This window comes from Polyangiaceae bacterium (genome assembly GCA_016715885.1).
In the GTDB taxonomy this organism is placed as follows: domain Bacteria; phylum Myxococcota_A; class Polyangia; order Polyangiales; family Polyangiaceae; genus Polyangium.
This window is the reverse complement of the sequence record JADJXL010000028.1, coordinates 152,813-176,261: the sequence shown is the minus strand read 5'-3', so window position 1 is coordinate 176,261 and position 23,449 is coordinate 152,813. Positions and strand designations below refer to the sequence as shown.

The 23,449-nt window shown below is 59.8% G+C and carries 21 protein-coding genes and 2 pseudogenes; 8 read left to right on the top strand and 15 right to left on the bottom strand.

The genetic code is table 11. From position 1 onward, the window contains the following. Positions 1 to 27 precede the first annotated feature (27 nt). The 3 genes from IPM54_41980 to IPM54_41970 all read right to left on the bottom strand — a co-directional run bounded on the left by IPM54_41980 (position 28) and on the right by IPM54_41970 (position 1,240). Positions 28 to 267 (bottom strand): hypothetical protein, encoded by a 240-nt coding sequence (locus IPM54_41980; protein ID MBK9266343.1) that lies wholly within the window; start codon positions 265 to 267, stop codon positions 28 to 30. A gap of 195 nt (positions 268 to 462) precedes the next feature. Then, the gene (locus IPM54_41975; protein ID MBK9266342.1) at positions 463 to 825 is read right to left on the bottom strand and encodes a hypothetical protein; all 363 of its coding nucleotides are present in this window, start codon (positions 823 to 825) and stop codon (positions 463 to 465) included. Positions 826 to 1,027: 202 nt separating this feature from the next. Next, positions 1,028 to 1,240, bottom strand: coding sequence for a hypothetical protein (locus IPM54_41970; protein MBK9266341.1), 213 nt, complete (start codon positions 1,238 to 1,240; stop codon positions 1,028 to 1,030). A 7-nt stretch (positions 1,241 to 1,247) separates the two neighbouring features. Here IPM54_41970 and IPM54_41965 point away from each other — a divergent pair, with 7 nt between their 5' ends. From IPM54_41965 to IPM54_41950, 4 genes are all read left to right on the top strand, one after another. Next, complete coding sequence (locus IPM54_41965) at positions 1,248 to 1,424, top strand: hypothetical protein (GenBank protein ID MBK9266340.1); 177 nt, start codon at positions 1,248 to 1,250, stop codon at positions 1,422 to 1,424. A 114-nt stretch (positions 1,425 to 1,538) separates the two neighbouring features. Further along, positions 1,539 to 2,804 (top strand): PAAR domain-containing protein, encoded by a 1,266-nt coding sequence (locus IPM54_41960; protein MBK9266339.1) that lies wholly within the window; start codon positions 1,539 to 1,541, stop codon positions 2,802 to 2,804. Next, entirely contained in the window at positions 2,801 to 3,493 is a 693-nt protein-coding gene (locus tag IPM54_41955; protein MBK9266338.1) for an ankyrin repeat domain-containing protein, read from the top strand. The genes IPM54_41960 and IPM54_41955 overlap by 4 nt, the downstream gene beginning before the upstream one ends. A 203-nt stretch (positions 3,494 to 3,696) precedes the next feature. After that, positions 3,697 to 5,973 (top strand): VCBS repeat-containing protein, encoded by a 2,277-nt coding sequence (locus IPM54_41950; GenBank protein ID MBK9266337.1) that lies wholly within the window; start codon positions 3,697 to 3,699, stop codon positions 5,971 to 5,973. Between the two features lie 54 nt (positions 5,974 to 6,027). Here the strand turns inward: IPM54_41950 and IPM54_41945 are convergent, their stop codons facing one another. The 9 genes and pseudogenes from IPM54_41945 to IPM54_41905 form a co-directional block, all read right to left on the bottom strand. Next, on the bottom strand, positions 6,028 to 7,659 hold the full coding sequence (locus IPM54_41945) for a serine/threonine protein kinase (GenBank protein MBK9266336.1): 1,632 nt from the start codon (positions 7,657 to 7,659) through the stop codon (positions 6,028 to 6,030). A 97-nt stretch (positions 7,660 to 7,756) separates the two neighbouring features. Beyond that, positions 7,757 to 9,364, bottom strand: a complete 1,608-nt coding sequence (locus IPM54_41940) for a DUF2330 domain-containing protein (protein ID MBK9266335.1) — start codon at positions 9,362 to 9,364, stop codon at positions 7,757 to 7,759. Positions 9,365 to 9,446: 82 nt separating this feature from the next. Then, positions 9,447 to 10,073 (bottom strand): hypothetical protein, encoded by a 627-nt coding sequence (locus IPM54_41935; protein ID MBK9266334.1) that lies wholly within the window; start codon positions 10,071 to 10,073, stop codon positions 9,447 to 9,449. A gap of 107 nt (positions 10,074 to 10,180) precedes the next feature. Next, positions 10,181 to 11,401 carry a metallophosphoesterase gene (locus IPM54_41930; GenBank protein MBK9266333.1) on the bottom strand — a complete coding sequence of 407 codons (1,221 nt, stop codon included), beginning with the start codon at positions 11,399 to 11,401 and terminating at the stop codon, positions 10,181 to 10,183. A 163-nt stretch (positions 11,402 to 11,564) separates the two neighbouring features. Further along, positions 11,565 to 12,059 carry a hypothetical protein gene (locus IPM54_41925; GenBank protein MBK9266332.1) on the bottom strand — a complete coding sequence of 165 codons (495 nt, stop codon included), beginning with the start codon at positions 12,057 to 12,059 and terminating at the stop codon, positions 11,565 to 11,567. 337 nt (positions 12,060 to 12,396) lie between these two features. Beyond that, positions 12,397 to 13,544, bottom strand: a pseudogene (locus IPM54_41920) (acyl-CoA dehydrogenase family protein). A 35-nt stretch (positions 13,545 to 13,579) separates the two neighbouring features. Beyond that, entirely contained in the window at positions 13,580 to 14,413 is an 834-nt protein-coding gene (locus IPM54_41915) for an enoyl-CoA hydratase family protein (protein MBK9266331.1), read from the bottom strand. A gap of 24 nt (positions 14,414 to 14,437) precedes the next feature. Then, positions 14,438 to 14,843: pseudogene (locus tag IPM54_41910) on the bottom strand (RidA family protein). A 15-nt stretch (positions 14,844 to 14,858) separates the two neighbouring features. Next, positions 14,859 to 15,620, bottom strand: a complete 762-nt coding sequence (locus IPM54_41905; protein ID MBK9266330.1) for an SDR family oxidoreductase — start codon at positions 15,618 to 15,620, stop codon at positions 14,859 to 14,861. Between the two features lie 117 nt (positions 15,621 to 15,737). Here IPM54_41905 and IPM54_41900 point away from each other — a divergent pair, with 117 nt between their 5' ends. Together IPM54_41900 and IPM54_41895 are read left to right on the top strand one after the other, a co-directional pair. Next, a complete protein-coding gene (locus IPM54_41900; GenBank protein MBK9266329.1) occupies positions 15,738 to 17,816 on the top strand; it encodes a hypothetical protein in 2,079 nt (692 codons plus the stop codon). Further along, positions 17,816 to 18,559 carry a hypothetical protein gene (locus tag IPM54_41895; GenBank protein MBK9266328.1) on the top strand — a complete coding sequence of 248 codons (744 nt, stop codon included), beginning with the start codon at positions 17,816 to 17,818 and terminating at the stop codon, positions 18,557 to 18,559. The genes IPM54_41900 and IPM54_41895 overlap by 1 nt, the downstream gene beginning before the upstream one ends. 3 nt (positions 18,560 to 18,562) lie before the next feature. Here the strand turns inward: IPM54_41895 and IPM54_41890 are convergent, their stop codons facing one another. Continuing rightward, positions 18,563 to 19,261 carry a hypothetical protein gene (locus IPM54_41890; GenBank protein MBK9266327.1) on the bottom strand — a complete coding sequence of 233 codons (699 nt, stop codon included), beginning with the start codon at positions 19,259 to 19,261 and terminating at the stop codon, positions 18,563 to 18,565. A gap of 72 nt (positions 19,262 to 19,333) precedes the next feature. Next, positions 19,334 to 19,855 carry a tetratricopeptide repeat protein gene (locus IPM54_41885; protein ID MBK9266326.1) on the bottom strand — a complete coding sequence of 174 codons (522 nt, stop codon included), beginning with the start codon at positions 19,853 to 19,855 and terminating at the stop codon, positions 19,334 to 19,336. A gap of 150 nt (positions 19,856 to 20,005) precedes the next feature. Here IPM54_41885 and IPM54_41880 point away from each other — a divergent pair, with 150 nt between their 5' ends. Beyond that, positions 20,006 to 20,218 (top strand): hypothetical protein, encoded by a 213-nt coding sequence (locus tag IPM54_41880; protein MBK9266325.1) that lies wholly within the window; start codon positions 20,006 to 20,008, stop codon positions 20,216 to 20,218. A gap of 666 nt (positions 20,219 to 20,884) precedes the next feature. After that, positions 20,885 to 22,459 carry a hypothetical protein gene (locus IPM54_41875; GenBank protein ID MBK9266324.1) on the top strand — a complete coding sequence of 525 codons (1,575 nt, stop codon included), beginning with the start codon at positions 20,885 to 20,887 and terminating at the stop codon, positions 22,457 to 22,459. Positions 22,460 to 22,472: 13 nt separating this feature from the next. Here IPM54_41875 and IPM54_41870 read toward each other — a convergent pair whose 3' ends face one another. Then, on the bottom strand, positions 22,473 to 23,447 hold the full coding sequence (locus IPM54_41870; protein MBK9266323.1) for a hypothetical protein: 975 nt from the start codon (positions 23,445 to 23,447) through the stop codon (positions 22,473 to 22,475). Positions 23,448 to 23,449: the final 2 nt, after the last annotated feature.

Below are 23,449 nucleotides of genomic sequence, written 5' to 3'. Positions count from 1 at the left end.
CTGGTTCTTAATTCGCGCCGTAAGACTTCAATCGTCTACGCTTCTAGAGCTAGGATCACTTGGCTGCCGAAGCCTCCAAAAAAACTCTCGCCTGTTCCACACGACTGTTTTCAGCGAAATGCGCTCGAATTCCTTTAGAACGTTTGTCGAAATGGCCGGATTGTCATTCTCGTTGGAGTAGACAAATCGCTGACCGAAATGCCTGTCGATGTGCTCAACTGCGTCTCTCTGGTATAGGGTTCCCTTCGTTTTTACTTCCTCCAACATCCAAGCAGCGACATCTTTGGCTGTTGATTTTGGATCCGCCTTGGAATTACGAGACGATGATTCCTCAAATAACCAGGAAAGCGGAGAACCATCGAATAGCTTGTGCATGCCAGAATTGTCGAATAGTTTGTGCATGTCGAAATCAGGGCTGACGTCCTTAGTCTTATTCTTCTTCGCTGCCATCGCACTTACTTCCTAATGCATGCCCGGTTCAGCCAGCGAGTTGCGAAGGGCGCACTTGACCTTATCTCCAACGCCTGGCTTCAATTCCCCCGCGGCATCGATGCGCTTGATGAATTCCAGGTATAGGGAACGCTCGGCAGGACTTGAGTCAGGTGGGACCGAGAACGAATCAAGGAAATCGCCGAAGTTATCGTAGAACTTACGCTCTGGGGGAACTCGTCCCGGGTTATTTGGCAGAGGTGTATGCGCAAACGCCCATGCTTCGTCAAAGGATTTCAAGGCGGCGAGCTTCGGGAGAAAAAGGTTCAGCGCGCGCTGATCAGCATCACGCCACTCTTGCTTTTGCTGAGCATTCGTCTTCCGCTTTCGAATCATATGGTAGCCTTCCTTCTCATGACTCTTGTCGTGCTGTCAAGCGAAATAGTGTTGCCGCCCTTTGAAAAATGCAGAAATTTGACCAAGCCAACGAACGGGCAGATATCGCGCTGGGACGGTATGACTTGCAATGTACACCGTGCTCGTCGCGAAGGACGCCTGGCAGACGTGCCCAGCGGCGGCATAGTGTGTCCTGGTGACATCAGATTTCGTCCCCCGTCTCGTCCGCTTCCAAATCCAACCCCGCCGCGCTCGGAGCCTCCTGTCCCTTCGCTGGTCGCCGTGGTCGCTTCGGTTCGACCACTTCTCCGCGCAAATTCACGAGCGCGCCGTTTGCGTATCGCGTCGCCATTGTCGCGGCGTTCGCCCATTGCATCGTGATCTTGTCCGTGCCCACGACAATCCGATCAACCATCGCAGCAATGACCAGCTACGGCGATGCGGAAGTTGGGCGAAAGCATTCGCAAGGCGGCGAAAAAGGTCGTCGAAGCGAAGACGCGAAAAGCAGGGGCGAAGAAGACGAAGCGGTGACGATCGCGCTGCGGCAGAAAGCAGGTGCGAAGAAGGCATCGCCCGCACGTACAGGCAAGCGCTCGTGACGCGACGGACAAGAGCGTCTGCGCATGCGGTCGTTCGAAGGATGAGCTTTCCCTCTTCCCTTCGTCCGCGCTTTGGGCGATACTCGCGTTCGCCCCTTCGTCGACGAGGAACCCATGAGCGACCCGATTGCCGCGCGAAAAGGTGATCATCATCTGTGCCTACAACATGTCGGAAAGGATATTTTGCCGGCATGTGCGACGACCATCCTGGTGGGTGGGCAACCTGCGGCGCGGGTGACGGATCTTTTGGAGTGCCAAGGAGCTCCGCCCGACATCATTCAGATTGGTGAACCGACGGTGCTTTTGGAGGGTCAACAAGCGGCGCGGTTCGGCGATGGAACGAACCACGGGGGGCTCATCGACGAGGGCTGTCCAACGGTCATCATCGGCTCGATGTCCGACGCGGCAAAGCGCATGCGCCTGATGGAGCGGCTCCGATTGATCGATGCAGCTCGGAAAAAAGCCGCCGACATGCCGAATGGGCCCGAGAAAGATCGGCTGAACAATGCGGCGGATCGCCTCGCGCGCAACAACCGGTCGGTCGAAGATGCGCGCCTCGTGAGCGATGTATACAACACGAGCGGTGCGCCACCAGGCTGGACTCGGCTTGGACCGTCGGATTTGCCGCCGGAATTGCGCAATGCAACGTTCAACGATCCGAGCTCCGGGTTTTATGCCGATATTTATCGGTCGAACATCGATGGCAGTTATCGGCTGATCATGCGCGGCACGGAAATGAACACCTGGAACCAATGGGACGGCAATGATTGGCTCTGGGGCAATCTCTCGCAAGGCACGGGGTTCGAATCGACGCAATACACGCAAGCGGTCGAATTGTCACGGCAGGTTGCCGAGGTGTACGGCGGGAACGCGAGCATTGCGGGGCATTCTTTGGGTGGAGGTCTCGCTTCGGCAGGGTCGCTCGCTTCGGGGCTGCCCGCAAATACGTTCAATGCCGCGGGGATTCATTCGAGCACGTACGACCGGTACGGGCTCGATCCTTCCCAAGCTGGGCAGCTCGTGGACGCGTATCAAGTGGACGGCGATATTTTGACGTGGGCGCAGCAAGATTCGGCCATTGCGCGGTTCATGCCGGATGCGATTGGCACGACGCACGGTTTGAACGCGGTAAACATGAACTCGGACGGCTCGTTCACGCCTCGTTCGTGGCCGCCGGAGCCGACGTTCGAGCATCCGGAGAGTCGTTGGGGGTATTTGAATCCATTCGACATGGGCAGGCGCACGAAAGATTGGGCCGCCGCCGAGCTCGAGCAAGAAAAGAAATGGTTTGCTGAAGCGATCGAGCGTCATAGCACGCACGTCGCGGGCATCGAGCAGCAAAAAAGCGAAGATGTTGCCACGCTCGAGGGGATGTTATGAAAAACGTCGACAATGTCATCGCATACCTATCGCACGCGTCGAAGCCGCGCACGCCGCCGCGCGCGGACGAAGTTTTCGAGACGCATCGATTGCGAGAAGCGGCGTCGGCCGCGGAACGAGGTGACCTCGCGACGCTCGAAATGCTGAAAAATCAGGGTGCCGACCTGGACGAGGTGACGCCGAAAAACGTGACGCTTCTGATGTATGCGGTCGCCAAAAATGACGAATTGGCCGTGCGCACGTTGCTCGCGGCGGGCGCCAGCCCGAATACGCTCACGAAAATGGGCACGTCCGCGATGCTCGTGGCGATGACGAATCGCGATCCGAAGTTTCTGCAGATGTTGCTCGAGCGCGGGGGCAAACCGAATCTGGAAACGGAACAAGGCGAGATCCTCGTGCATCAGGCCATTTCGCTGGGGGCCTTTCAGCATATCGGAGTGCTTTTCCAAGCTGGTGTGCCGGTTGACGTAAAAAACGCCATGGGTCAAACGCCGGCATTACGCCTCGCGTACTTGAACCAATACGAAGACGTTTATCGTTTGCTCGACTTGGGCGCCGATCCCGATGCCCAGGATCAGGTCGGTCTGACCATTCGCAAGCTCGCAGCGCGTCCCGTACCGAAAGCGGACTCGCCGCTCGAAGGGTGGCGAAAACAAGTCGCGAAACGATTGGGAATCGCGGTGGATTGAATCGAGCCGCCTGCGCCCAGCAGCCCGTTGAATTATCGTCGTGAGCGCCCGAAAGCTAGGGCGACTGAGCGAGGAATACTTCAGTATTTCGAGCGATGTCGACCGACGATTTTGGGTGCGAGCAGATAAATCGACGGGCTGCTAACGGCTTGACATTTCCGCGCTCGAGTGCTCCAATGGATGGTCTTTGGAGAGGTGCGTAAATGCTTCGATCATCGAATGGAATCGACTGGCGCTTGCTTGGGGTATCGCTTGGTGCAGTGGTTGCCGTCGCCGCTTGTGGCGATACCGGCAGCAGCACGTCGTCATCGACGGGATCCACTGGGACTGCTGCGGGCGGCAATGCGGGATCTGCGGGGTCCGGCGGAATGGGTGGCTCTGCGGGCAATGGCGGAATGGCCGGTGCCGGCGGCGACGGAGGTGGATTCGTCGTGGGATGCCCGTCGGGCATCGTTTGTGGATCAGGCGAATGCTGCGGTGCCAATCAGGAATGCGTCATCAGCGCTTGCTTGCCGACGTGCGCGACGGAGGTGCGTTGCGGCGCCGACTTGTCCGTGTGTTGCGGCGCTGGCGAAGTGTGCGTGGCGGATCAATGCGCAAAACCGGGCGCCACGTGCCTCGATTGGGCCGATTGCAACGATGGCGAATTTTGCGAACCGACCCTTGGGCAATGCATTCCTCAACCGCCCGCGGGCGAGAAAACCTGCGAATACAAGCCTCCGCCCGGGCCGCTCGAACCGGTGCTCGAATGGTCCTGGGAATCGACCGCGATTCATCCGACGTTCGTGCAAGTGATCAATATGCCCGTCGTCGTGGATCTGGAAAAAGACGGCACGCCCGATGTCGTCATCGTCACGAGCGACAATTTCAACGCCTCGGGAGCGGGATATCTACGTGCTCTCAATGGCAAAGACGGCGTCGAGAAGTGGAATGAAGCATCGGACACGTACAAAACGGAAAACCGCGTCTCTTCGCGCGTCACGCCCGCTGCGGCCGATATCGACGGCGATGGGTTCGTCGAAATCGTGACAGGCAAAACGGGCGGGGGACTCATTGCTTTCGAGCACGATGGGACATTCAAATGGAACGCGACCAACAGCGACGGAACGGCTTGGACGACGGGGATCGAATCGGCCACCGTGGCGATTGCGGACCTGGAAGGAGACGGCAAACCCGAAATCGTCGTCGGCGGCGCTGTATTCGAATCGACCGGCGTGCTCCGATTCAACGCGGGCGTGCACGTGGGCGGAAACAATGGCACGTATGGGCCCGTGAGCATCGTTGCGGACCTCGATGGCGTCATGCCGCAAGAAATCGTTGGCGGCAGGAGGGCGTTCCGTGCAGATGGATCGCTGTATTGGGACAATGGTCTCGTCGATGGATATCCGGCCATTGCGGATTTGGACCTCGACGGCAAACCCGAGCTCGTCGTGATTTCCGCGGGCAACGTGCGCGTGCACGACCCGCTGACCGGCGCGCAGCTCGCATTGCTCGACATGCCTGGAACGGGGCAGGGCGGGCCTCCCACGATTGCCGATTTCGACGCGGATGGTGTTCCCGAAATATCTGCGGCAAATGGCACGGCGTATTCGGTGTTCGAATACGTTGGAGGCGGCACACCGATGCTTTCGGTCAAGTGGAATCAGCCGACGCAAGATGGTTCGTCGAATCGCACGGGGTCGAGCGTTTTCGATTTCCAGGGCGATGGGGCTGCCGAAGTCGTCTACAATGACGAGTGTTACTTCCGCGTGTATGCAGGTGCGGATGGCGCCGAGCTTTACAAGGAGCCGAATTCATCGGCGACCATTCATGAATTTCCCGTCGTGGTCGACGTCGATGGTGACAACAATACCGAAGTCGTCGTGGGCGGCAACGATTTGAACCACAAGGGCGGCTCGCCGGCGTGTCCGTACGGCGTTGCCGGGGCGCGGCACGGGGTTTTCGTGTATGGCGACAAGGGCGACAATTGGGTGCGCACGCGGCGCATTTGGAACCAGCATGCGTATCACTTGACGAACATCGAAGCATCCGGAGCGGTGCCTGCGCCGGAGCATCCGAGCTGGGTTGCGCCGTTTGGTTTGAACAACTATCGGCAATCCAATCAAGGCGCTGGCGTCTTCAATGCGCCCGACCTGAAAGTGAGCCTCGAAGCGTCGCTCGAACCGTGTCCATCGGCGGTCATTCTACGTGCCTTCGTGCAAAACAAGGGTGCGCTGGGCGTGCCTGCCGGCATCAACGTCAGGTTTTACCGCGGAAGTGATGCGACGGGGCAATTCATTGGCGAGGCGCAGACGACGAAGGCGCTTTTGCCTGGCCAATACGAGCTCGTCACGATGAATTACCTCGTGCCGGGGATGGACGTCATGTCGTTTTACGTCGAGGTCGACAAGGACGCGATGGGCGGCGGCAGTCAGAATGAATGCCTCGAGGACAACAACACGGCCACGCTGGATGGCGTGGAGTGTGGAAAGTTCAATTAGGCGACATCGGTGCCGCCTGCCTGACGTGGGTCGGCGCGCCTGTCGAGCAGCTCGCTATTCCCATTGAAACTCGGAAGGCTGATAGGGCTCGAGGCCGTCAATCGGAATAGGCCCTTCGGGGGTGCCGTTGCATACCTTGACGCCCTCCTCATCCGTGCGTACTGGATAGGCATTCTTCAATTTCGACGTCACGCAAAATGGATATTTGCCGTCTTTGAGGAGGAGGCGATACTTGCTGGTTGGGGCGGCCCGGCGCGTCGATGAAAGCCCAGTGGTCGAGGATGGCGTGCGGGTATTGGAAGACGTGGCCATTGCGCGAGAGCTACCGCTCGCCTTGTCCTCTCGAGGTGTCGCATCGTCCGCGCTCGCACGCGTGTCGTTGGCGGAGTCTTGCGAACGAAAAACGAAGAAGACAATGGCGAGGCAAACGACGAAAAGGAAAGAGCCAATCACTGCAATCATTACAAAGGGCGGTTTCGAGCTTGCTCGTGCGCTGGTTGCAGCAGCTCGAGGCTGCGCGGACGTGTCCATGGGGGGTTGCATCGTTTGGGCGGGAGCGGCATTGGCGCCCGAAATTCGCGCAATGTCTTCACGCATGGCGCTGGCCGTTGGATAGGGAGGCGATGGACTTCGGGTCGGTAAAGGTAGCTGTTCACCGGGCGCTACCGTCGCCGCAAATGCAAGCGAATGCGTGTCCGATCCTGTCGTCGCAGGCATATTCGTCGCGTGCATGACGACCGTGTTCGACGATTTGTGTATTGAATCCGCAGGCAACGATTGCGATGGCGTTTCGCCTTTCATTGCGCGGAGGGCCTCGGTGACCGTGGCAAACCGCTCGTCGGGAAGCTTGGACATCATGCGATAAATGGCGGCATCGAACGCTGCGGGCACGTGTGGAGCGAGCTCGACCGAACGCGGTATGGGCGCGCCGACGTGTTTCATCACCAGCTCGGCATAGTTGACACTCGTGAAAGGTTGCGAGCCTGTGAGCATTTCGAAAGCAATGATGCCGATTGCATATTGATCGGCACGCCCGTCGGCGGTTTGACCCATGACTTGCTCGGGGGCCATGTATTGCGGCGTTCCGAAAACCGCGCCGGCAGCGGTCAGTGCCGTGGGGCCTGTTTTGAATATTTCGCTGTTGATGCGTGCGATTCCGAAATCGATGATTTTGACGATGTCGCGCTCGGTGCCTCGATCGAAGACCAGAATGTTTTCTGGTTTGAGATCGCGGTGTACGATCCCCATCGAATGTGCCAAGTCGAGCGCCGTGGCAATTTGTTCCAAAATACGCAGCACGCGCTCCACGGGCAAACCCTGGCCCGGTGGAATGAGTTTCCGCAGCGATACGCCGTCGACGAGCTCCATGACCAGGTACAGCGTTCCGTCTGGCAAGCTCCCGTAGTCGATCGCTTCGGCGATGTTGGGATGTCGCAGATTCGCTGCGGTCACAGCCTCGCGCTCGAAACGCGCAACCATTTCCCGATTGCTGTTGATTTTTTGTTGCAAGAACTTGATTGCAACGGGCTTGCGCAGTGCTTCGTGCACGCCGCGATACACCGTGCCCATACCGCCTTCACCGAGCGGCGCGATGATCCGGTAACGACCGGCGAGCGTCGATCCAATCCGCGGATCGTTGGGCGATGGTGCTACTGCGTCCCTCGGTCCTGTGCCTGGTTCAGTCATGCGAAGTGCTCCGTGCGAACGGTAAAGCATGCCCGATTGCCCGGGCTCGTGATTCAAGTATTCACGCCTTCTCGAGCCAGAGCCCTCGACGTGCTGATCATCGCTCGGACGAGCTGCGTCGTTTTCCTCGCCTCACTACGAATCCGGCAATCCCTGCCAAACCTGCAATCCCTGCCATCCACGCAGCTCGGCCGGATACGTCGCTCGCGCCAATGAAACACGATGCGCATCCGCCGCGCTGCAATTCCGCCGCTGGAAGCCCTCCGGCCTGGGGAACCTTGTCCGGCGCCGCGGCAACCAGTCCAATTTCGGGCACGTCGTGCTGAACGAATCCCGCAAGCTGCAATTGTCCACGCGGCGCAAATGCGAGGTCCTGCGCGACTTGCGTACCATGGGATTGCTCGCCTGCGGGAGGTCCGCCCCATACGCCGCGTTTCGGGTTCATGCAATTGATGGCGCCTTTCCAAGCATGCCGAATGGCGTACCGTCCCTGGAAATTGCTCACGCCGCCGCCCTCCATGATGCGCGCGCCCGTTTCGAGCTTCCCATTTTCCTGCAAATGCTCGCGCCCGCCGACGATGGGCGGTGCTTCGCGAAAAACCAAATCCTCGCCGAGCGACTCTTTCCCATAACGCGCATGAAGTCGCGTGAGCACCATGCTGTTGCGCGGATCGAATTGATCGCCCTTGGATGGAGGTATGACGTCGCCACCAAGCGTCGCGAAATCGGCCCCTTCGAGCGGCGAGCTCGGGCAAGGATCGCATGATTCCGCGCCCCACGAATATTCCGTAACGACGGCTCCAGGGTTTTTCGCGACGGTTTCATCGAAGAGCGCTGCGTAAAACGCACCAAATTGCGTACGCGCTTCCTCGGACACGTCGAGGTTCGTCGGAATCGTCACGTTTTTGTAGTTCGCCGCTTCATAACGCACGCCGCGCGCCAAGATGTGCACGATGAGGTCTTGCGTGCCGCCGGAATTGATGAGCCCCAAACGAATGGGCAGATTAAATGATTCGCTATCGTAATGGAAGCGAAGCGGCGAAAGTTTGGCCATTCCCTTGCTGTCGAATTTGACTTTTTTGACATCCACCTTCGCCACGAAAAACTTCATTCCACCCTGAATGTACGGCCTGAGCAAAGGCGCCGCGCCGGAAGGAATTTTGTATTTGTTGTCGACGAGCCATTCTTCCAGGCCCGTGGCAAACTTGGCGCTCAAAATGACAATTTCATATTCACCGACGGCAAACTTGGCTTCGACTGTGACGCCGGCACCTCGAGGCATCATCGCCGCGTCGTCCGCGGGCGCCGCCGACGGGTAGGCTCCCTCCATTTCACTATGTTTGTACACGGGCGGTTCGTAACAAGGATCCTGCTCCCAGTATTCGACGAGCCGCGGGGCTGCGAGCTTGTCCACGCGATCGAAAATGGCATCCGGGAGCGTTTTGACGTTGTCTTCCTGAAGCACGATCGGCACGGGCACGACCATGGCAAAATTTTCCGGCGGCCCCTGGTAATTGTTTTGCATCGAAAGCACCGTCTTCGTGCCTTCGCGCATCATCACGACCATCGTCGCATTGTTGAAAAGTTTTGCATCGGCTCCCGCGATGTAAAACCCACAGAACGCATCCGCGTCGTGCGAAGTCGTGGCTGCTGCAAGTGCGAGGGGAACGGCCAAGGCCAGGGTGCGTGCGGAAAAGTGGCGCATGGCGCGCATCGTCGCATGAAACCAAACGACTTTGCAAGCGACCGATGCGTGTGACTTTGGTATTTCCGTGGCGTGGCGGGATTCAGAACACCAGCGCCAGCGCCAATGCTTCCTCGATGTTGTGCATGACCTGGTTCGGCATGAACATCGGCGAATACGTGACGCTCACTTTGAGCGCCAGCGGCGACGCAATCCACCATTCGAACTTCGCCGTACCCTCGGGAGAGAGCGGAAACCCGAGCGCATCCTGCGCACCTTGATCCTGGGCTGTTTCGAATTGCGCATCGGCAAGCTGCTGGCTCGCCGTGAACTTGCCGAATCGAACGCCCGCACCGAGCACGATTGCAAAAGGCCAATCGGCCTCGCGGAAGCGCACGTTGGCTCCAGCCGATACGGAAACCTGAGCAAAGTCGGGCACGCCTTGATCGACACTCTGTTGCAAACGCGCGATCACGGGGATTGAAAAATGCGGGCCGAGATGCAATTCAGCACCAACGCGCGGGTAGATGCCAGGAACCCATCCTCCTTGCCCGACGACTTGATAAACCCCCGCGCCCGCTTCGACATGCAAACCGATGCCGAAGAGGCCATACGAGATCTTCTTCTTCGGAGCGTCATCATCGGCTCGGGCAGTCGTCGCCGCGAGCAGAATGGCAGTGCAACCAAGGCCGAATAGAGCGGATTTCAGTAGGCGAACGGCAGGGCGCATGCCATTTTTCTATCGACAAGAGCCGATTGCCGTCAAGCATCGAGCACGGGTGCGGGCATTTTGTGTAGACGTGCGCGAACCACGCTGTACGGACGGTCACGCGCGACTCATGGCTTGATCGGAACGGTGAACGTGTCGCGCGTGGCGCCCGTTTCGTCGATGACCGTTCCGACGAATTCCGTCGCCTTGACATCGATGACGACGCCATGTCTGAATGCGCCCGAAGCGACTCGTTGCGCGCACGTCGGCCGATCGATGTTCTCGTCGATCTTCCCAAGCGCGCCACCTCCGCCGCCCGCCGTGAGGAACGTGCGCCCGTCCAAATCGAATCGTTCGTATCCGTGCATGTGCGCCTGAATGACGATGCGCACGTTGTTCGCATTGAAAATAGGCTCGAATTGCGCCCGCGCGCTCGTGTCCTGCGATTTGTCCCCGCACGTTACCCACGGTTTGTGGAGGTACACGATGGACGCGCGAAAATTCGGCTTTGCCGATGCATCCGCGAGCTGCTGGGTGAGCCAAACGCCTTGCGGAGAATTGATGTCCAAGTCCTGTTCGGTGTCGACCGAGAAAAACCAAATGCCCCCCGATTCGAACCGGTAGTATTCGTTGTTTCCGTCGAACCCGGCTCCACCAAAAAAGCGCTTGTAGTATTGCTCGTACTCGTCCGGTTTCTCGAATTCGTGATTGCCGACGGCCGGCAAAAACGCTCCCTGCGCCAAGAGCGGCTGCATGCGAGGAAACCAGGACGCCCATGTTTCGAGCCCCGAGTCGTAATACTGAATGTCGCCCCCGTGCACGGTGAAGTCGAATCCATTCGGTAAAACTTGCTCCAAGAGTTTCTCCGTAATGCCATTGAGCCCCGGATTCGTGTCACCGATGGCAAAAAATCGGAACGACGCATCGGCCGGACGCGCCGTGCATACGCGTCCCGAGAGAGCTGCGTCAGCCTCGAGTCGATATCGGTAACACGTGCCCGCAGAAAGCCCAGTCAGCGCGGATTCGTGCATGTAATACGTGCCCGCTTCGTCCTTGGGCGCGCTTGGATCGAACGGCGCCGAGTACGTGTTCGTCACTTCGAACGCGCTCTCGACCGACGCACTCGTCTGTTTGTCCCCGCCCCCCTCGGGCTCGAAAACCAAGCCGCCCGTCGTGCCTGGTCGACACGCTTCCCAGCGCACGACCGCGGACGAGCCATCGACACGCAGCGACCACGGGCCTTTGCTGACGCCCGAGGCGCTCGTGCAGCGTTCGTCGGTTGCATCAGGACCGGCGTCGGCTCCGGTGCTGGATGCCGTCGATTTCGAATCGCATGCGGGAAGCAGCAATGCGGTGAAGAGAATGCATGTAGCGGGGGAGGGAGGGTAAAGCGCATGCAGCGACGATAGCGCATCTCGTGAGCGGATCGCTATCGTGAAGCATCAAGGTTCGGACGTGAATGTTCCGGTGCGCGTCTGCGTGAGAATGAACGAGCTTTCACTGTCGAAGATGCTATCCGCCGTGCCTTTGCGCGTGCGCTTCATCTCGACGTTGACGTCGCAGTTTTCGGGCATGTCCGCCTTGACCGACACCAGCGTGCCGCCCGTGATCGTGTGCATCCCCGGATCGCCGGGAACGTCGATGGTACGGGTTGAAGATGCAATTGCCGGTGAGTTCGATCGTCATCGCGTCATTCGTGCCCGCAGGAGCCCACGTGATGACGATGTCCTTCGCACGCGACATCGTCATGTTCGGAACGACCATCGAGAATGGTCCTGGCAGCTTGCCAACGCTCGCCGGCGCGTCGTCGTCCTCTTCGCGTTGCAAGTCCACCAAGAATTCCGTGTCGGCGGCAGCCGTATTGAATTCGGCTTCGTATTTGCCCGCGCCTTGCGACTGCATCTCGACGCGCGAGTCTCCGCCTGTGGCGAAAATCCTATCCCCGCCTGCAAGATCGACATACGTGTTGCTGCTGGCGCCACCCACTTTCAGCGTTGCGGTCACCACCGTCGCCGAATCCGTCGTTGCGTCGGCCCGAAGGAGCGCCGCGATTCCTGCGGTTCAGAATGTTTTCGAATCGACCGTTTCGGTACAGGCACTCAGCAAAAGAAGCCCCACGCAAAAGAGCCCGGTCTTCAAATTCTTGCTCATGGTAAGTTACTCTTTCTTGGTTGGAAGCTCGACCTTTCAGCTTGCGCACGCACGTGATGCCAGCGCAGCCCAAGGGCCAGCGTATCGCAAATGGACGCGAGTGCAGCAGCAAAATACGTGCTCGTGTAGTGCCAATGATCTCGGAAGTTTATCTCTGAACCCGACGGCTGGACCCAGGACGAGGCGTTTGTCCCTACGAGCGTTTGTCGTCGCTCAATAACGCACGCGATATCACCAGCTTCTGAATCTCGGTCGTGCCTTCGTAAATACGTAGCGGGCGAATTTCGCGATAAAGCCTTTCGACCTCGCTGCCTTCCAGCACACCCAGGCCCCCATGAAGCTGCACGGCCTTGTCGATGATGCCTTGTGCACTTTCGGTCGCATACATCTTCGCCATTGCCGCCTGCGCCGTCACTCGCTGCCCGCTCGTGTCGCGCAGGTGCGCAGCTCGAGCCACGAGCAGCCGGGATGCTTCGAGCTCCGTGGCCATTTCCGCAAGATACGCCTGCACCATCTGCTGCTGCGAAAGCGGCGCCCCGAATTGACGACGCCGCTTCACATGCTCGATAGATGCCCGCAGCGCGCGCGCCGCCATTCCATTGGCTGCCGCACCCACCGAAATACGAAACGCATCCAGCGTCTCCATCGCAATGCGGAAACCCGCACCGACATGCCCAATCACGTGCGCATTCGAAACCCGGCATCCTTCGAGTCGAACGCGCCCAATGGGATGCGGAACGCTCATCGGAAGCGGCTGCAACGTCAAGCCCGCCGTGTGTTTCGGAATGTAAAACGCCGTAATCCCTTTACGCCCAAGCGACGGATCAGCATTGGCAAAGACGACATAATGATCCGCAATGGGGACGTTCGATATGAACGTCTTTTCGCCATCCAGAATCCAATCGTCACCCTCGCGCCGAGCCACGGTTTGGAGTGATGCAACGTCACTTCCCGCCTCGGGCTCCGTCAGGGCAAACGCTCCGATGTGTTTCCCTCGCACCACATTCGGCAGCACGTCGGCAATCAAGTCCTGCGAACCGCCCAGCACGATGGGATACGCCCCGAGCCCCTGCACGGCAAAATCGCATCCGCAAGCGGCGAGATTTGTCCGAGCGCCTCGCGCACGAGCACCAAACTTCGTACGTCGATGAACGATACGTCCTGCGGCCGTCCCGAAGCAGCGCCGCCATACGCTTCGGGCACCACGTACGCATAAAGCCCCAGCGGATCACCCAGCAGCGCTGCAACACGCGCCGGATCTTCCACACCCGAAAGCACTTCGAGGTGCTCCGTCTGCAACTGCGCCGCGAGCGCCGTGTGACGCGCATCGAAAAACGGCATCAAATCCGGCACGGACAACGAAAACCTGTCGCTCTTCACTTCGCGCTCCCGCCGTTTGCCCCGACAATCTCCGCCCCGATGAACCGAGGTGAACGTTTGTCGCGATTCGCATCGAACGCCTCGCGAAAGTCCGGATGCGCCATGCACAGCGCTTGCGCTTGCGCCTCCGCTTCGATCGCTTCGCTCAGCGTCATCCCGTGCTCGCTCTCAAGCATCTGCTTCGTCATGCGATGCGCAAACGCGGGGCCTGCTGCGAGCCGTTCGGCCCACGCGCGCGCCGTCGGAAGCACTTCCTCGACCGCCACCACGCGATTGGCAAGCCCGATCCGATACGCCTCGTCCGCCCCGATGATGTCACCGAAGAACAGCAATTCCGCCGCTCGTCCTCGACCCACGATACGCGGCAGGAGAAACGATGCGCCCATGTCTGCACCCGACAAACCCACACGAGGAAAGATGAAACCGATGCGTGCTTTCTCCGCAAAAATGCGCATGTCGCACGCCGCCGCGATCACCGCTCCCGCACCGACCGCCACGCCGTTGATCGCCGCGATCACCGGCTTTCGCACCTCACAAATCGCCTGAATGAGCGCTCCCGTCACCCGCGTGAACTCGAGCAGCCCGCTGATGTCCTTCGCAAACAGCTCCGCAATGATCCCTTCCACATCGCCGCCCGAACAGAACCCACGCCCCTTGCCCGTGATCACGATCGTGCGCGCTTCCGCCACGCCATCGAGCGATCGGAACGTGCGCGCCAGCTCCCCGTACACCTCGAACGTCAGCGCGTTCAGGCGATCGGGACGGCTCAGCGTGATCTGCGCGATGCCACGAGATACTTCGAGCTCAAAGGAATTCGGCGATAGAGTCACGGTTTGTCCTTTTCTTCTTGTGATTCACGCGTCCAGCACGGCGACCGCTTCGATCTCGATCAGCGCTTCGCGTTCGACGAGCCCCGCGACGCCCACCAGCGCCATCGCGGGAAAATGCTTGCCGAGCCTCTCGCGCCACATGCGACCGATGTCGCGAATGGGATCCGCGATACGCATCCAGGTCCGTCACGTAGACCGTCATCTTCGCAATGTTCTCGGCTTTTCCACCAGCCGCGTGCACGACCGCCAGCACGTTGTCGAGCGCTTTGCCGAACTGCCCCGCAAGGTCCTTGCTCTCGAACACGCCCTCGGCGTTCCAGCCGACTTGCCCTGCGACGTACAGCGTCGGGCCGCGCGTGATGACGCCGTTCGAGTACCCCTTGGGCTTCGCAAATCCTTCCGGCTGTACGAAGGTGAGTTTGTCGTTCATGAACTCGGTCGCCTCCTACTTCATCACTTGCCCGCCGTCGACGGCGATCGCTTGCCCATGGATGCTACGTCCCGCGGGCGCGCACAACATCGCCACGACATGCGCCACTTCTTCGGGCTCCGTGAAGCGCCCTTGAGGTGACATGTTTTCGAGCGCCTTGCGCGCAGCATCCGCCGGTCGCCCCGTCTTCTTGGAAATGCGATCGATCGCCTCTTCGCTCATGCGCGTGCGAGTCCATCCAGGACAAACCGCATTCACAGTGACGGGCGTTTTGGCAATTTCGACCGCAAGTGCGCGCGTCATGCCCACCATCGCGTGTTTGGAAGCGCAATACGCGACGCTGTAGGCATAACCCGAAAGCCCCGCGTTCGACGCGATGTTCACGACGCGCCCGAATCCCCGCTCGATCATCCCCGGAATGAAAGCTCGACACAGCGCGAACGCGCTCGTCACGTTCACCTCGAGCAAGCTGTCCCAAAGCTCGTCGCTCGTGCGCTCATACGACACACTTTCGGCAAAGCCCGCGTTGTTCACCAGCACGTCGATGTCTTCCGACCGCACCTTGATCGCATCGATCGCGGCCCGGACGCTCGAACGATCCGCCGCATCCATCCGGATGGCGACTCCGCCCAAGGCAAGCGCCGTTTCGTCGATCTCCGTCTCCGTTCGACCCGTGACGATGACGCGGGCGCCTTCACTGACCAAGCGTTCGGCGATCGCGCGGCCGATACCGCGACCTCCACCCGTGATGAGAGCCGTCTTTCCCGCGAGCCACATGGTGGGCCACCTATAGTTCGTTCACTCGTCCCGCACAACGAGCGCCGTTCAGCCTCCGTCGGAATCGTGACATTGGGCTTTCCATCGCGGAGCAATAAAGGATGCAATAATGGGCGCATGCGCTCCAGCATTCATATTTCTTGCACACTTGCTTTGCTTCTCGGGATCGGCCTCGTCGGTTGCGGTGAACCGCCCGAGCCACCAGCGGCGCGGTCCAACGCCATCTGGATTGCCGCCGCAGGCGAGCCGGAAGCCGAGCTTCCCCTTTCGGAGCTTGGTTCCGTCAAAGCGGAGCCTGGTTTTACCGAATTCTTCGACCATCCCTGGCCGAGCGATCTGCGTCTCGACGGTGGCAAGGTCAAACTCACCCATTTCCCCGATCCTCGCTTCTCGGGAAATATCGCGTCGTACGTCAAGTATATGGACGGAAAGCTCGATGGCTTCTCCCCTGCCGCTGCGGGATTCGTTCGTTTTGACGGACCACTCGACGACGGCTCGTTGCCAATGCCCGATGCGACACTAGCGGCCGATGCATCCGTCCAGCTCATCGATATCGATCCGGCCTCCCCGGATTATGGCAAGCGAAATCCAGTCTCCCTCAAGTTCCGTTCTGCCAAGGGTATTTATTATCCGGAAAATACATTGGCGTTCATGCCATCCCCTGGTTTTCCCCTGCGCCCACGCACGCGGTATGCCTTCGTCGTCACGGACAAACTTCGCAATGCGTACGGCGGGCCCCTCGTGAAAAGCCAAGACTTGGCGGAGGCATTGGGAGAAAAACCTGCCAGCCGGTCGGCGACCGAAGCCGTTCATACGGCGCTCGAACCAGCGGTCCTCGAAATTGAAAAGGCCGGGGTCACACGTCAACGAATCGTTCATCTCGCCGTTTTCACGACCAACGACCCGACGGAAGAGCTGTTTGCCCTGCGCGATCACTTGCGCGCAAATGCGCCGGCGCCGAATGTCGATCCCACCCGATGGCGCATCGTCGCCACGAGCGACGTTTCAGCCGAATACACCGGGGTATACGGTCCCTCTCCCAATTACCAAGAGGGAATTCTTCCCTTCGCAAGCCCCAAAGACGGCGGTGGCTTTCATTATGAAAATGGCGCGCCCGCCATCGTCGATACGTTCGACCTCCGATTTTCCCTCACGATACCAACGTCGGATGCATGCCCTCCGCCGAAAAATGGTTATCCCATCGCGCTCTACGCACACGGCACGGGTGGAAGTTATCGCAGCTACGCGCGCGATGGAACGGCCAGAAGCTTGGCCGCGAAATGCATTGCGTCCATGGGCGTCGATCAGATTTTCCACGGAAAACGCCCGGGATCGCCCCCCGACGACGCGGAAAATGCCGAAGCACTGCGCTTCTTCAACGTCGACAACGTCATCGCTGCCCGCACGAGCAATCGTCAATCGGCACTCGACGAAGTCCAGCGCGCACGCCTCTTCACCGAAACGAAAATCGAAATACCCGCCGCCGTCTCCATTTGGGGCGATACCATTCGGTTCGACCCGACCCGCGTCACGTTCTTCGGCCACTCCCAGGGCGGCCTGAATGGGCCTCTCTTCCTCGCCGCGGATGACCAAGCGCTCGGAGGCGTGCTCTCCGGCTCGGGCGCAATCATGTCGATCACGCTCACGCAAAAAACCGCACCACCCCCGTCCGTGGCCGACATCGTCAAATCCGTCATGCTCGGGCTTCGTCCAGAAGAATTCGAAGAGGTGGACCTGTTCCACCCGGCGCTTTCTTTTGCGCAAATGCTCGTCGACGTCACCGATCCCATCCATTACGCACGCTACATCGTTCGAGAACCCCGCGGCGGTATGGCTCCGAAGAGCATTTACATGACCGTGGGCGTCAATGGGGACGGCCTCGGAGATAGTTATTCGCCGCCCGATGGCATCGAAATGCATGCCGTCGCCATGGGTCTGCCGCTCATCGGCAATTCGCTGCAGCGCGAAATCCCCGAAATGGTATGGTCCGGCGGACCGGGAATCGTGTATCTGCCTGCGAATGGGCTCTCGAATAACCTCGCCAGTGGCCAGGCGACCGGTGGCGTTGCCCAATGGGCACCTCAGGGTTCCGATGGGCATTTCGTCGTGTTCGATGTGCCCGGCGCCCGAGCCCAGGCAGACACGTTCATCCAAACCCTCGGGTACGACTCAGTCGCCATGCTGAAGCAATTTTGATGAACGACTACGCCCGGCGTTTGGCCGATATCCTCGCATCTCCGCGTTTGGTCGCAAAACGGCCAAATGCGGAGGCGACCTGGCCCTTCGAATTCGATCCTCCCGACGACATCGCGGCACTTCATGCGGCTTGCGACGGCATCCAGCTCGACGATGGCACGCGCATTCTAGGACGCGCAGAATCCGGCATATCCACCCAATGGCTCCGCGACGAAAAGTCCTTGGCGTGGGCTGCCGACCTCTTCGTCATCGGCGAACGGGACGATTTGGTCATCGTTCGGGACATCGATCGCCAATGTTTACGCGCAGGCGGCGGCGTCCTCGAAGCCCCCACCGATGGCCTCGAATCGCTCAGACGCATTTCCCTCGACATCGTAGGTTATCTCGAATTACGCATGGGCCTCGTCGATCCTCGACCGGCCCCCGAGCTGCTCGCAAAAAAGGCCATTGCCGACCGCAATGCCGGCGCCCTCGCGCATGTCCTCTCGTCGGCGTTCTACCCTGGAAATGAAGCAGATGCGGCCCTCGCAGCCCTCACGCTCGGCGACTTGCGGGCGCGTGACGGTGACGAAGAGGGTGCGCTCCGCGCATTCGAACAATATGCCGACATGCGCACGCGATCTGCGCGACGTGGTGCCGAGGCCATCGAGCGCGCTGCGGCATTTCGCGCCGCCGCGCGCGCCGCCGAAGCTGCGGGCGCAACAGCCCTCGCCGAAGCTTGTCGCACCCGCGGCAACGGCTGACAATCATCCCACGCGGCCGCGTACGCGCACGCGGCGGCGTCTCGCCGCAAGTCCCATGCCCACGACCACGAACAACCCCCACCCTGATGCATCCGACGCACCCGCGCTCGACATGCTGCATCCCCCTTCGATGCTTGCATCGCCTCCGCCCGATTCATTCGGATTGGGCGGCCCATCAGGAGGCGTCGAACACCCACCATAATCGAACTCGCAATCCGCCGTGCATCCAAGCATCCCTTCACCCGCTCCCACGAACGCACAATTCGTTTCTGCAAACAAAGTGCCGTCACACGCTTCGTTCGCTTCGAGCACTCCATTGCCGCAAACAGGCGGCGGCGCAGATTCATACACGCCAGGATTCGTCAAGAACCCTTTCGGATCAGGATCCCCAGGCTTCCAAACACAATCCGGATCTCCCAATTCCTGCCCATTCGTCCACCCGTCTCTGTCCGAGTCGAGCGCGCACAGAGGTGTCCAATCCACGTGCTGCGTCGATACGGCTCCCACCGGAATCAAAAAATTCCGCGCGTCCGATCCGAAATCCGTGTTGTAACTGGCCTTGAGATCCCCATGGCAGTTCAAGCACGTAAACTTGCTCCCGTTCGGAATATCGTCCACGCGAAACGGCCTGGCTTCCGCACGAGCGGCGATCATCAGCGACAAGAGCGATACGACGACAAGCGAAGTTTTTGTAAGCCGCATTGTGGTAGGGTAGAAGCTTTTACGTACCCTTGCAAGGGTATCATCCGCCGTTTCATCTCGAACGGAGGTTCGTCATTCGAACTCGACCGGGCCATTCTGATCATCGATACCCAGCATTGCGAGGATTTGTTCCACTTCCAGTTGAGCTTCCAATTCGGGGTTCGTGGCCAGGAACCCTTGGAGTTGCTTTTTGGCCGTCTTGCGATTACCTCGCGCGGCATTCGCAAGAGCTGCGGCATAAAGCGCGTCACCGTCTCCCGGAAACTGTCGCAGCGCCTCGTTCGCCTGCGAAAGCGCCCCTTGCGCATCACCGAGCTTGCGCAGCACGTGCGAAAGCGACACCCGCGCCCCCAAGTAACCCGGCCGCAGCCGCAGCGCTGCACGGTACGCATCTCGCGACGCTTCGAACTGCCCCGTCTCGTAAAGCGCACCGCCGAGGAAGTTGTACGCATATGCGTTTCTCGGATTGCGCTTGATCACGTCGCGTAGCACCACGAGCGCTTCGACGAACTTGCCTTCGTTCATCAGCTCGGTCGCTTCTTCCACTGCATCCCAGTGCGATGCATCTTCCGCGTCTCGGATTTCCGTTGCCATGCGCGCATCATACTCCGCGCCGAGACAATCGGCCGCTCATGTTGCAGAAGTTCTTTCGAACGGGGGCATGCTTACGGCGTTGTGCACGTGGTTTGTCCCAAAAGCTTTTCGTCTCGACAGACGACCTCATGGAGTGGTAGTGTCGGGGTCATGGGTCCTCGTCGCTCGAGTGTTGCGGAGCTTCTTCCCTTGGAAGATGACGAAATCGATCCCGTTTGGGCTGCGTTCGAGCGTGCGCCGTTCGCGAAGGAAGACGAGACCGACGAGCAGCGCAGGCTTGCCGATGAAGCAAAACGAGGACCGTTCCGGCCGGCGCACGTCGTGAGTGCCGAGATTGCCGCAAGATGCGAACGTGGCGGCTGAGCTGGTCCATTGTCGCTGAAGGAGCGCTTCGTGCGATACCTTGGCGCGATGCTGCCCGTGTCGATGCAGCGTTAATGCGCTTTGCCGCCACGGGAGAAGGAGACTTCGAACGCATTCCCAATGATCCGACCGGAGCATGGCTACGTGTAGGCACATATACCGTGCGCATTGTTTTAGATCGCCGTGAAAGACTCATTTCCGTTCTGTATGTCTGGCGGTCCTTCGACAAATAAGACTTGGAGTCGTACCTCCCTCCCCCTCGACCTCTGGGCCGCCTTCGTTGTCCTCGCCGTCGGCCTCGCCTTCTGGCTACCCGCTTTCTCACGCACCGGCGGCCACTTCCCTGTCCCCCTCGACGACGTCTACATCCACTTCGCCTTCGCCCGCTCCGCTGCCCTCGGACACCCCTTCGAATGGTCCATCGGCAATGGCTACTCGTCCGGCGGCACCAGCCTCACGTACCCCCTCGTCCTCGCCCCCGGTTGGCTCCTCGGGTTTCGCGGCGACAACCTCGCCTGGTTCGCCGCAATCATCACCTGCCTCTGTCTCTGGGACACCTGCCGCTCCATTCGCAAATTCCTCGGCCCGTCCCCCAAAACCATCCTATGCCTCGTTCCCCTCCTCTTGTTATCCGTGCCCCTCGCCGATTGGAGTTTTTACTCTGGCATGGAAACCGCTCTTTTCGCCGCAGTTCTTGGTCGATTCGTCGTATCCGCACAAAAGGCCACTACAATCGAACCATCGCTCCGAGCATCCGCACAATTCAAAGCGGGTCTATGGGGCGCCCTCCTCGTCGCCACGCGCCCAGAAGCCGCAGCCATTGCCGGCCCCATGGGCATTGCAATCGTGTACGCTGCTCGGTCGCTCGGCACCATCGCATCCCTCCTGCGCGCGCTCGGTCCCATGTTTGCCTTTCTCGCGGCCCAAGCAAGTGCAAACCTCCTATTGACATCCGAAGCTAGCCAAGCCGGCGCCGTCCGCAAATTGGTCGGAACCAACCCCTACATCACACCCGCAGAATCGGCCATCGAAGTCCTCAAAAACCTCGTCGTATTGCGCACCCAAGCCTTCGACGCAGCCCTTGGAGGCGCCCCCTTTTCATTCGGCGCCCTTGCCTTGGCGCTCATTGCAATCGCATCGCGACGCATGCGTCTTGCAGCATCGCCACTCGTCCTCGGCGCCGTCGGCATGCTCCTGCTCGTCTCGCTCAATACCACCGCCCGTTATCAAAACCTCCGTTATGCCGTGCCTTCGCTCCTCGCCATTCTCATGGCTGCCGCAATGGGCCTTCGAGCGCTCGCGGGAAACGGCCGAGCGACGCACCTTGTAGCGATTGTTTTGGGCATTGTCGTCGTAGCTGCTCCAGCTCGGCACTTTGCCCGTCAAATCGATCACTTCGCCCGCGCATCCGCCAACATCGAAGGCCAACAAGTCGTCGTCGGAAGACGTCTCGGCGAGCAAATCCCCAAACCGCGCCGCGTCTTTCTGGGTGACGCGGGCGCCATTCCGTATTTTTCTGGCCTGCCAGCCCTCGATGGCTTGGGACTCGGCGGCTATCACGATTTCCCCTTTGCCCGAGCTTCCGTGCATGGAGTCCCCGCGGTCATCGAGCTCATCGAACGATTGCCGGAAACCGAAAGGCCCGATGTATTGGCCATTTATCCGTCCTGGTGGCCGGACATCGCGCAATCGTTTGGAAAGGAATTGTTTTCGGTCCACATCGACGACAACGTCATGTGCGCCGCGCCCGACAAAGTCGTTTATGCCGCCGATTGGTCCACGCTCGCAAAAAGCGACGAAGCAAGGCCCGGTGTGATCGACGAAATCGACGTCGGGGACCTCGTGAGCGAACGGGCGCACCGTTATGCTTTCCCGCGGCCCCAAGGCGGCTGGATCATCGGCACCGCGTGGAAGGATGCCCAACGCCAAAAACGTTACGACGCAGGCCGCATCATTCCCGAGGGCCGCACGGAAGCCTTCACGTTGTCCTCATCGATATCGCCTGGACCCGCGCGCCTCGTCTTGCGCACCGATTTGGATGCTCCTGCCACCATTCGCGTGGAGCTATTGCGCTCGGATGAAGTGGTTTTCCGCGAAGAGCGTGCAATTGGTGCACGAATTGCCGAATCGTGGGGCGAAGTGATTTTTGATTTGGCGGATGTGAGGGGCGGGGACCGCGTTCGAATCACGGCTGTTGCGAATGCCTGGCGGCATCATCACGCGTGGCTGTTGCGGGATTGAATGCCACCCGCGCTCATTTCGGCGGCGGTTCGATGAGCGGCGCGCACGTCGAAACGCCTGCGCCCACGATCCGGAATCCCACGTTCGTCATGTAAAAGTTGTCGATGGTCCCCGCGACCGGATCGTATTTCGTCACGTTCGAATTCTGGAAGCCCGACGCCGCATACAGGTAGAACGACCCGCCCCAGAATGAAAATGCCCACGCCGACGGCGTTTGCAGTCCCGTGATTTCCTTCGGATTCGTTACCGCACCCGTTGCCTTGTCGATCTGACCCATTTGCACCGGCGTCGTCGTGAAGTACCCATAAAGCCGCCCGTCGCCCGTACCCGTCAGCTCCGCGCTTTGCCCCGTGAATGCTCCCGGCGAGAAACCCGCAATCGGATTCAGCGTGTTCATCGCATTGATCTTCCCAATCCCCGTCCCGCTCGTCCCGCTCACGAAAAGCGTCTCGCCCATTCCATCGGCGTCCTTCGAGAATCCCATGCCGATGCGCGCCCATCCCGACACCAGTTGCACCGTCGGCGCCGCATCGCAGCTCGCATCCTTCGTGCTCACCTTGAAAATGACTCCCTGCGAATCGAAGGAGTCCACATAATTCACCCATGCAACCGCATTGCGATCGACCGCCATCGAATTCGGCGACAAGCCTGTATTGCAATTGAGATTGCCGATCTTCGTGAACAGCTTCGCAGGCGGATCGAAGCTATACAGCTCGTTCGCATCCGACAACACGTACACCAGCTTCGCTTCGTCGCTGCAATCGTCGATCGGCCCGCCTCCGCCACCGTCCGTGGGCGGGATGAAACTTCCCCCGTCGCCTCCGCTACCATCGTTCCCGCTATTTCCTTGCCCCGAATTGCCCTCTCCGCCCGCGCCGCCACCGCCCACATTTCCAAACGTCCCCGTGCCGGAAGTCGCACTGCAACCCACGGACACGACGAACCCCAACAAGCCGACGAAACCAAGCCATTTATACGAAAGCGACATGT

Bases quoted from the DNA above. Each gene is read 5' to 3' on its own strand.
- IPM54_41980 (MBK9266343.1), bottom strand. From the start codon at position 267: ATGTTGGAGGAAGTAAAAACGAAGGGAACCCTATACCAGAGAGACGCA.
- IPM54_41975 (MBK9266342.1), bottom strand. From the start codon at position 825: ATGATTCGAAAGCGGAAGACGAATGCTCAGCAAAAGCAAGAGTGGCGT.
- IPM54_41970 (MBK9266341.1), bottom strand. From the start codon at position 1,240: ATGGTTGATCGGATTGTCGTGGGCACGGACAAGATCACGATGCAATGG.
- IPM54_41965 (MBK9266340.1), top strand. From the start codon at position 1,248: ATGACCAGCTACGGCGATGCGGAAGTTGGGCGAAAGCATTCGCAAGGC.
- IPM54_41960 (MBK9266339.1), top strand. From the start codon at position 1,539: ATGAGCGACCCGATTGCCGCGCGAAAAGGTGATCATCATCTGTGCCTA.
- IPM54_41955 (MBK9266338.1), top strand. From the start codon at position 2,801: ATGAAAAACGTCGACAATGTCATCGCATACCTATCGCACGCGTCGAAG.
- IPM54_41950 (MBK9266337.1), top strand. From the start codon at position 3,697: ATGCTTCGATCATCGAATGGAATCGACTGGCGCTTGCTTGGGGTATCG.
- IPM54_41945 (MBK9266336.1), bottom strand. From the start codon at position 7,659: ATGACTGAACCAGGCACAGGACCGAGGGACGCAGTAGCACCATCGCCC.
- IPM54_41940 (MBK9266335.1), bottom strand. From the start codon at position 9,364: ATGCGCCACTTTTCCGCACGCACCCTGGCCTTGGCCGTTCCCCTCGCA.
- IPM54_41935 (MBK9266334.1), bottom strand. From the start codon at position 10,073: ATGCGCCCTGCCGTTCGCCTACTGAAATCCGCTCTATTCGGCCTTGGT.
- IPM54_41905 (MBK9266330.1), bottom strand. From the start codon at position 15,620: ATGTGGCTCGCGGGAAAGACGGCTCTCATCACGGGTGGAGGTCGCGGT.
- IPM54_41900 (MBK9266329.1), top strand. From the start codon at position 15,738: ATGCGCTCCAGCATTCATATTTCTTGCACACTTGCTTTGCTTCTCGGG.
- IPM54_41895 (MBK9266328.1), top strand. From the start codon at position 17,816: ATGAACGACTACGCCCGGCGTTTGGCCGATATCCTCGCATCTCCGCGT.
- IPM54_41890 (MBK9266327.1), bottom strand. From the start codon at position 19,261: ATGCGGCTTACAAAAACTTCGCTTGTCGTCGTATCGCTCTTGTCGCTG.
- IPM54_41885 (MBK9266326.1), bottom strand. From the start codon at position 19,855: ATGGCAACGGAAATCCGAGACGCGGAAGATGCATCGCACTGGGATGCA.
- IPM54_41880 (MBK9266325.1), top strand. From the start codon at position 20,006: ATGGGTCCTCGTCGCTCGAGTGTTGCGGAGCTTCTTCCCTTGGAAGAT.
- IPM54_41875 (MBK9266324.1), top strand. From the start codon at position 20,885: ATGGAAACCGCTCTTTTCGCCGCAGTTCTTGGTCGATTCGTCGTATCC.
- IPM54_41870 (MBK9266323.1), bottom strand. From the start codon at position 23,447: ATGTCGCTTTCGTATAAATGGCTTGGTTTCGTCGGCTTGTTGGGGTTC.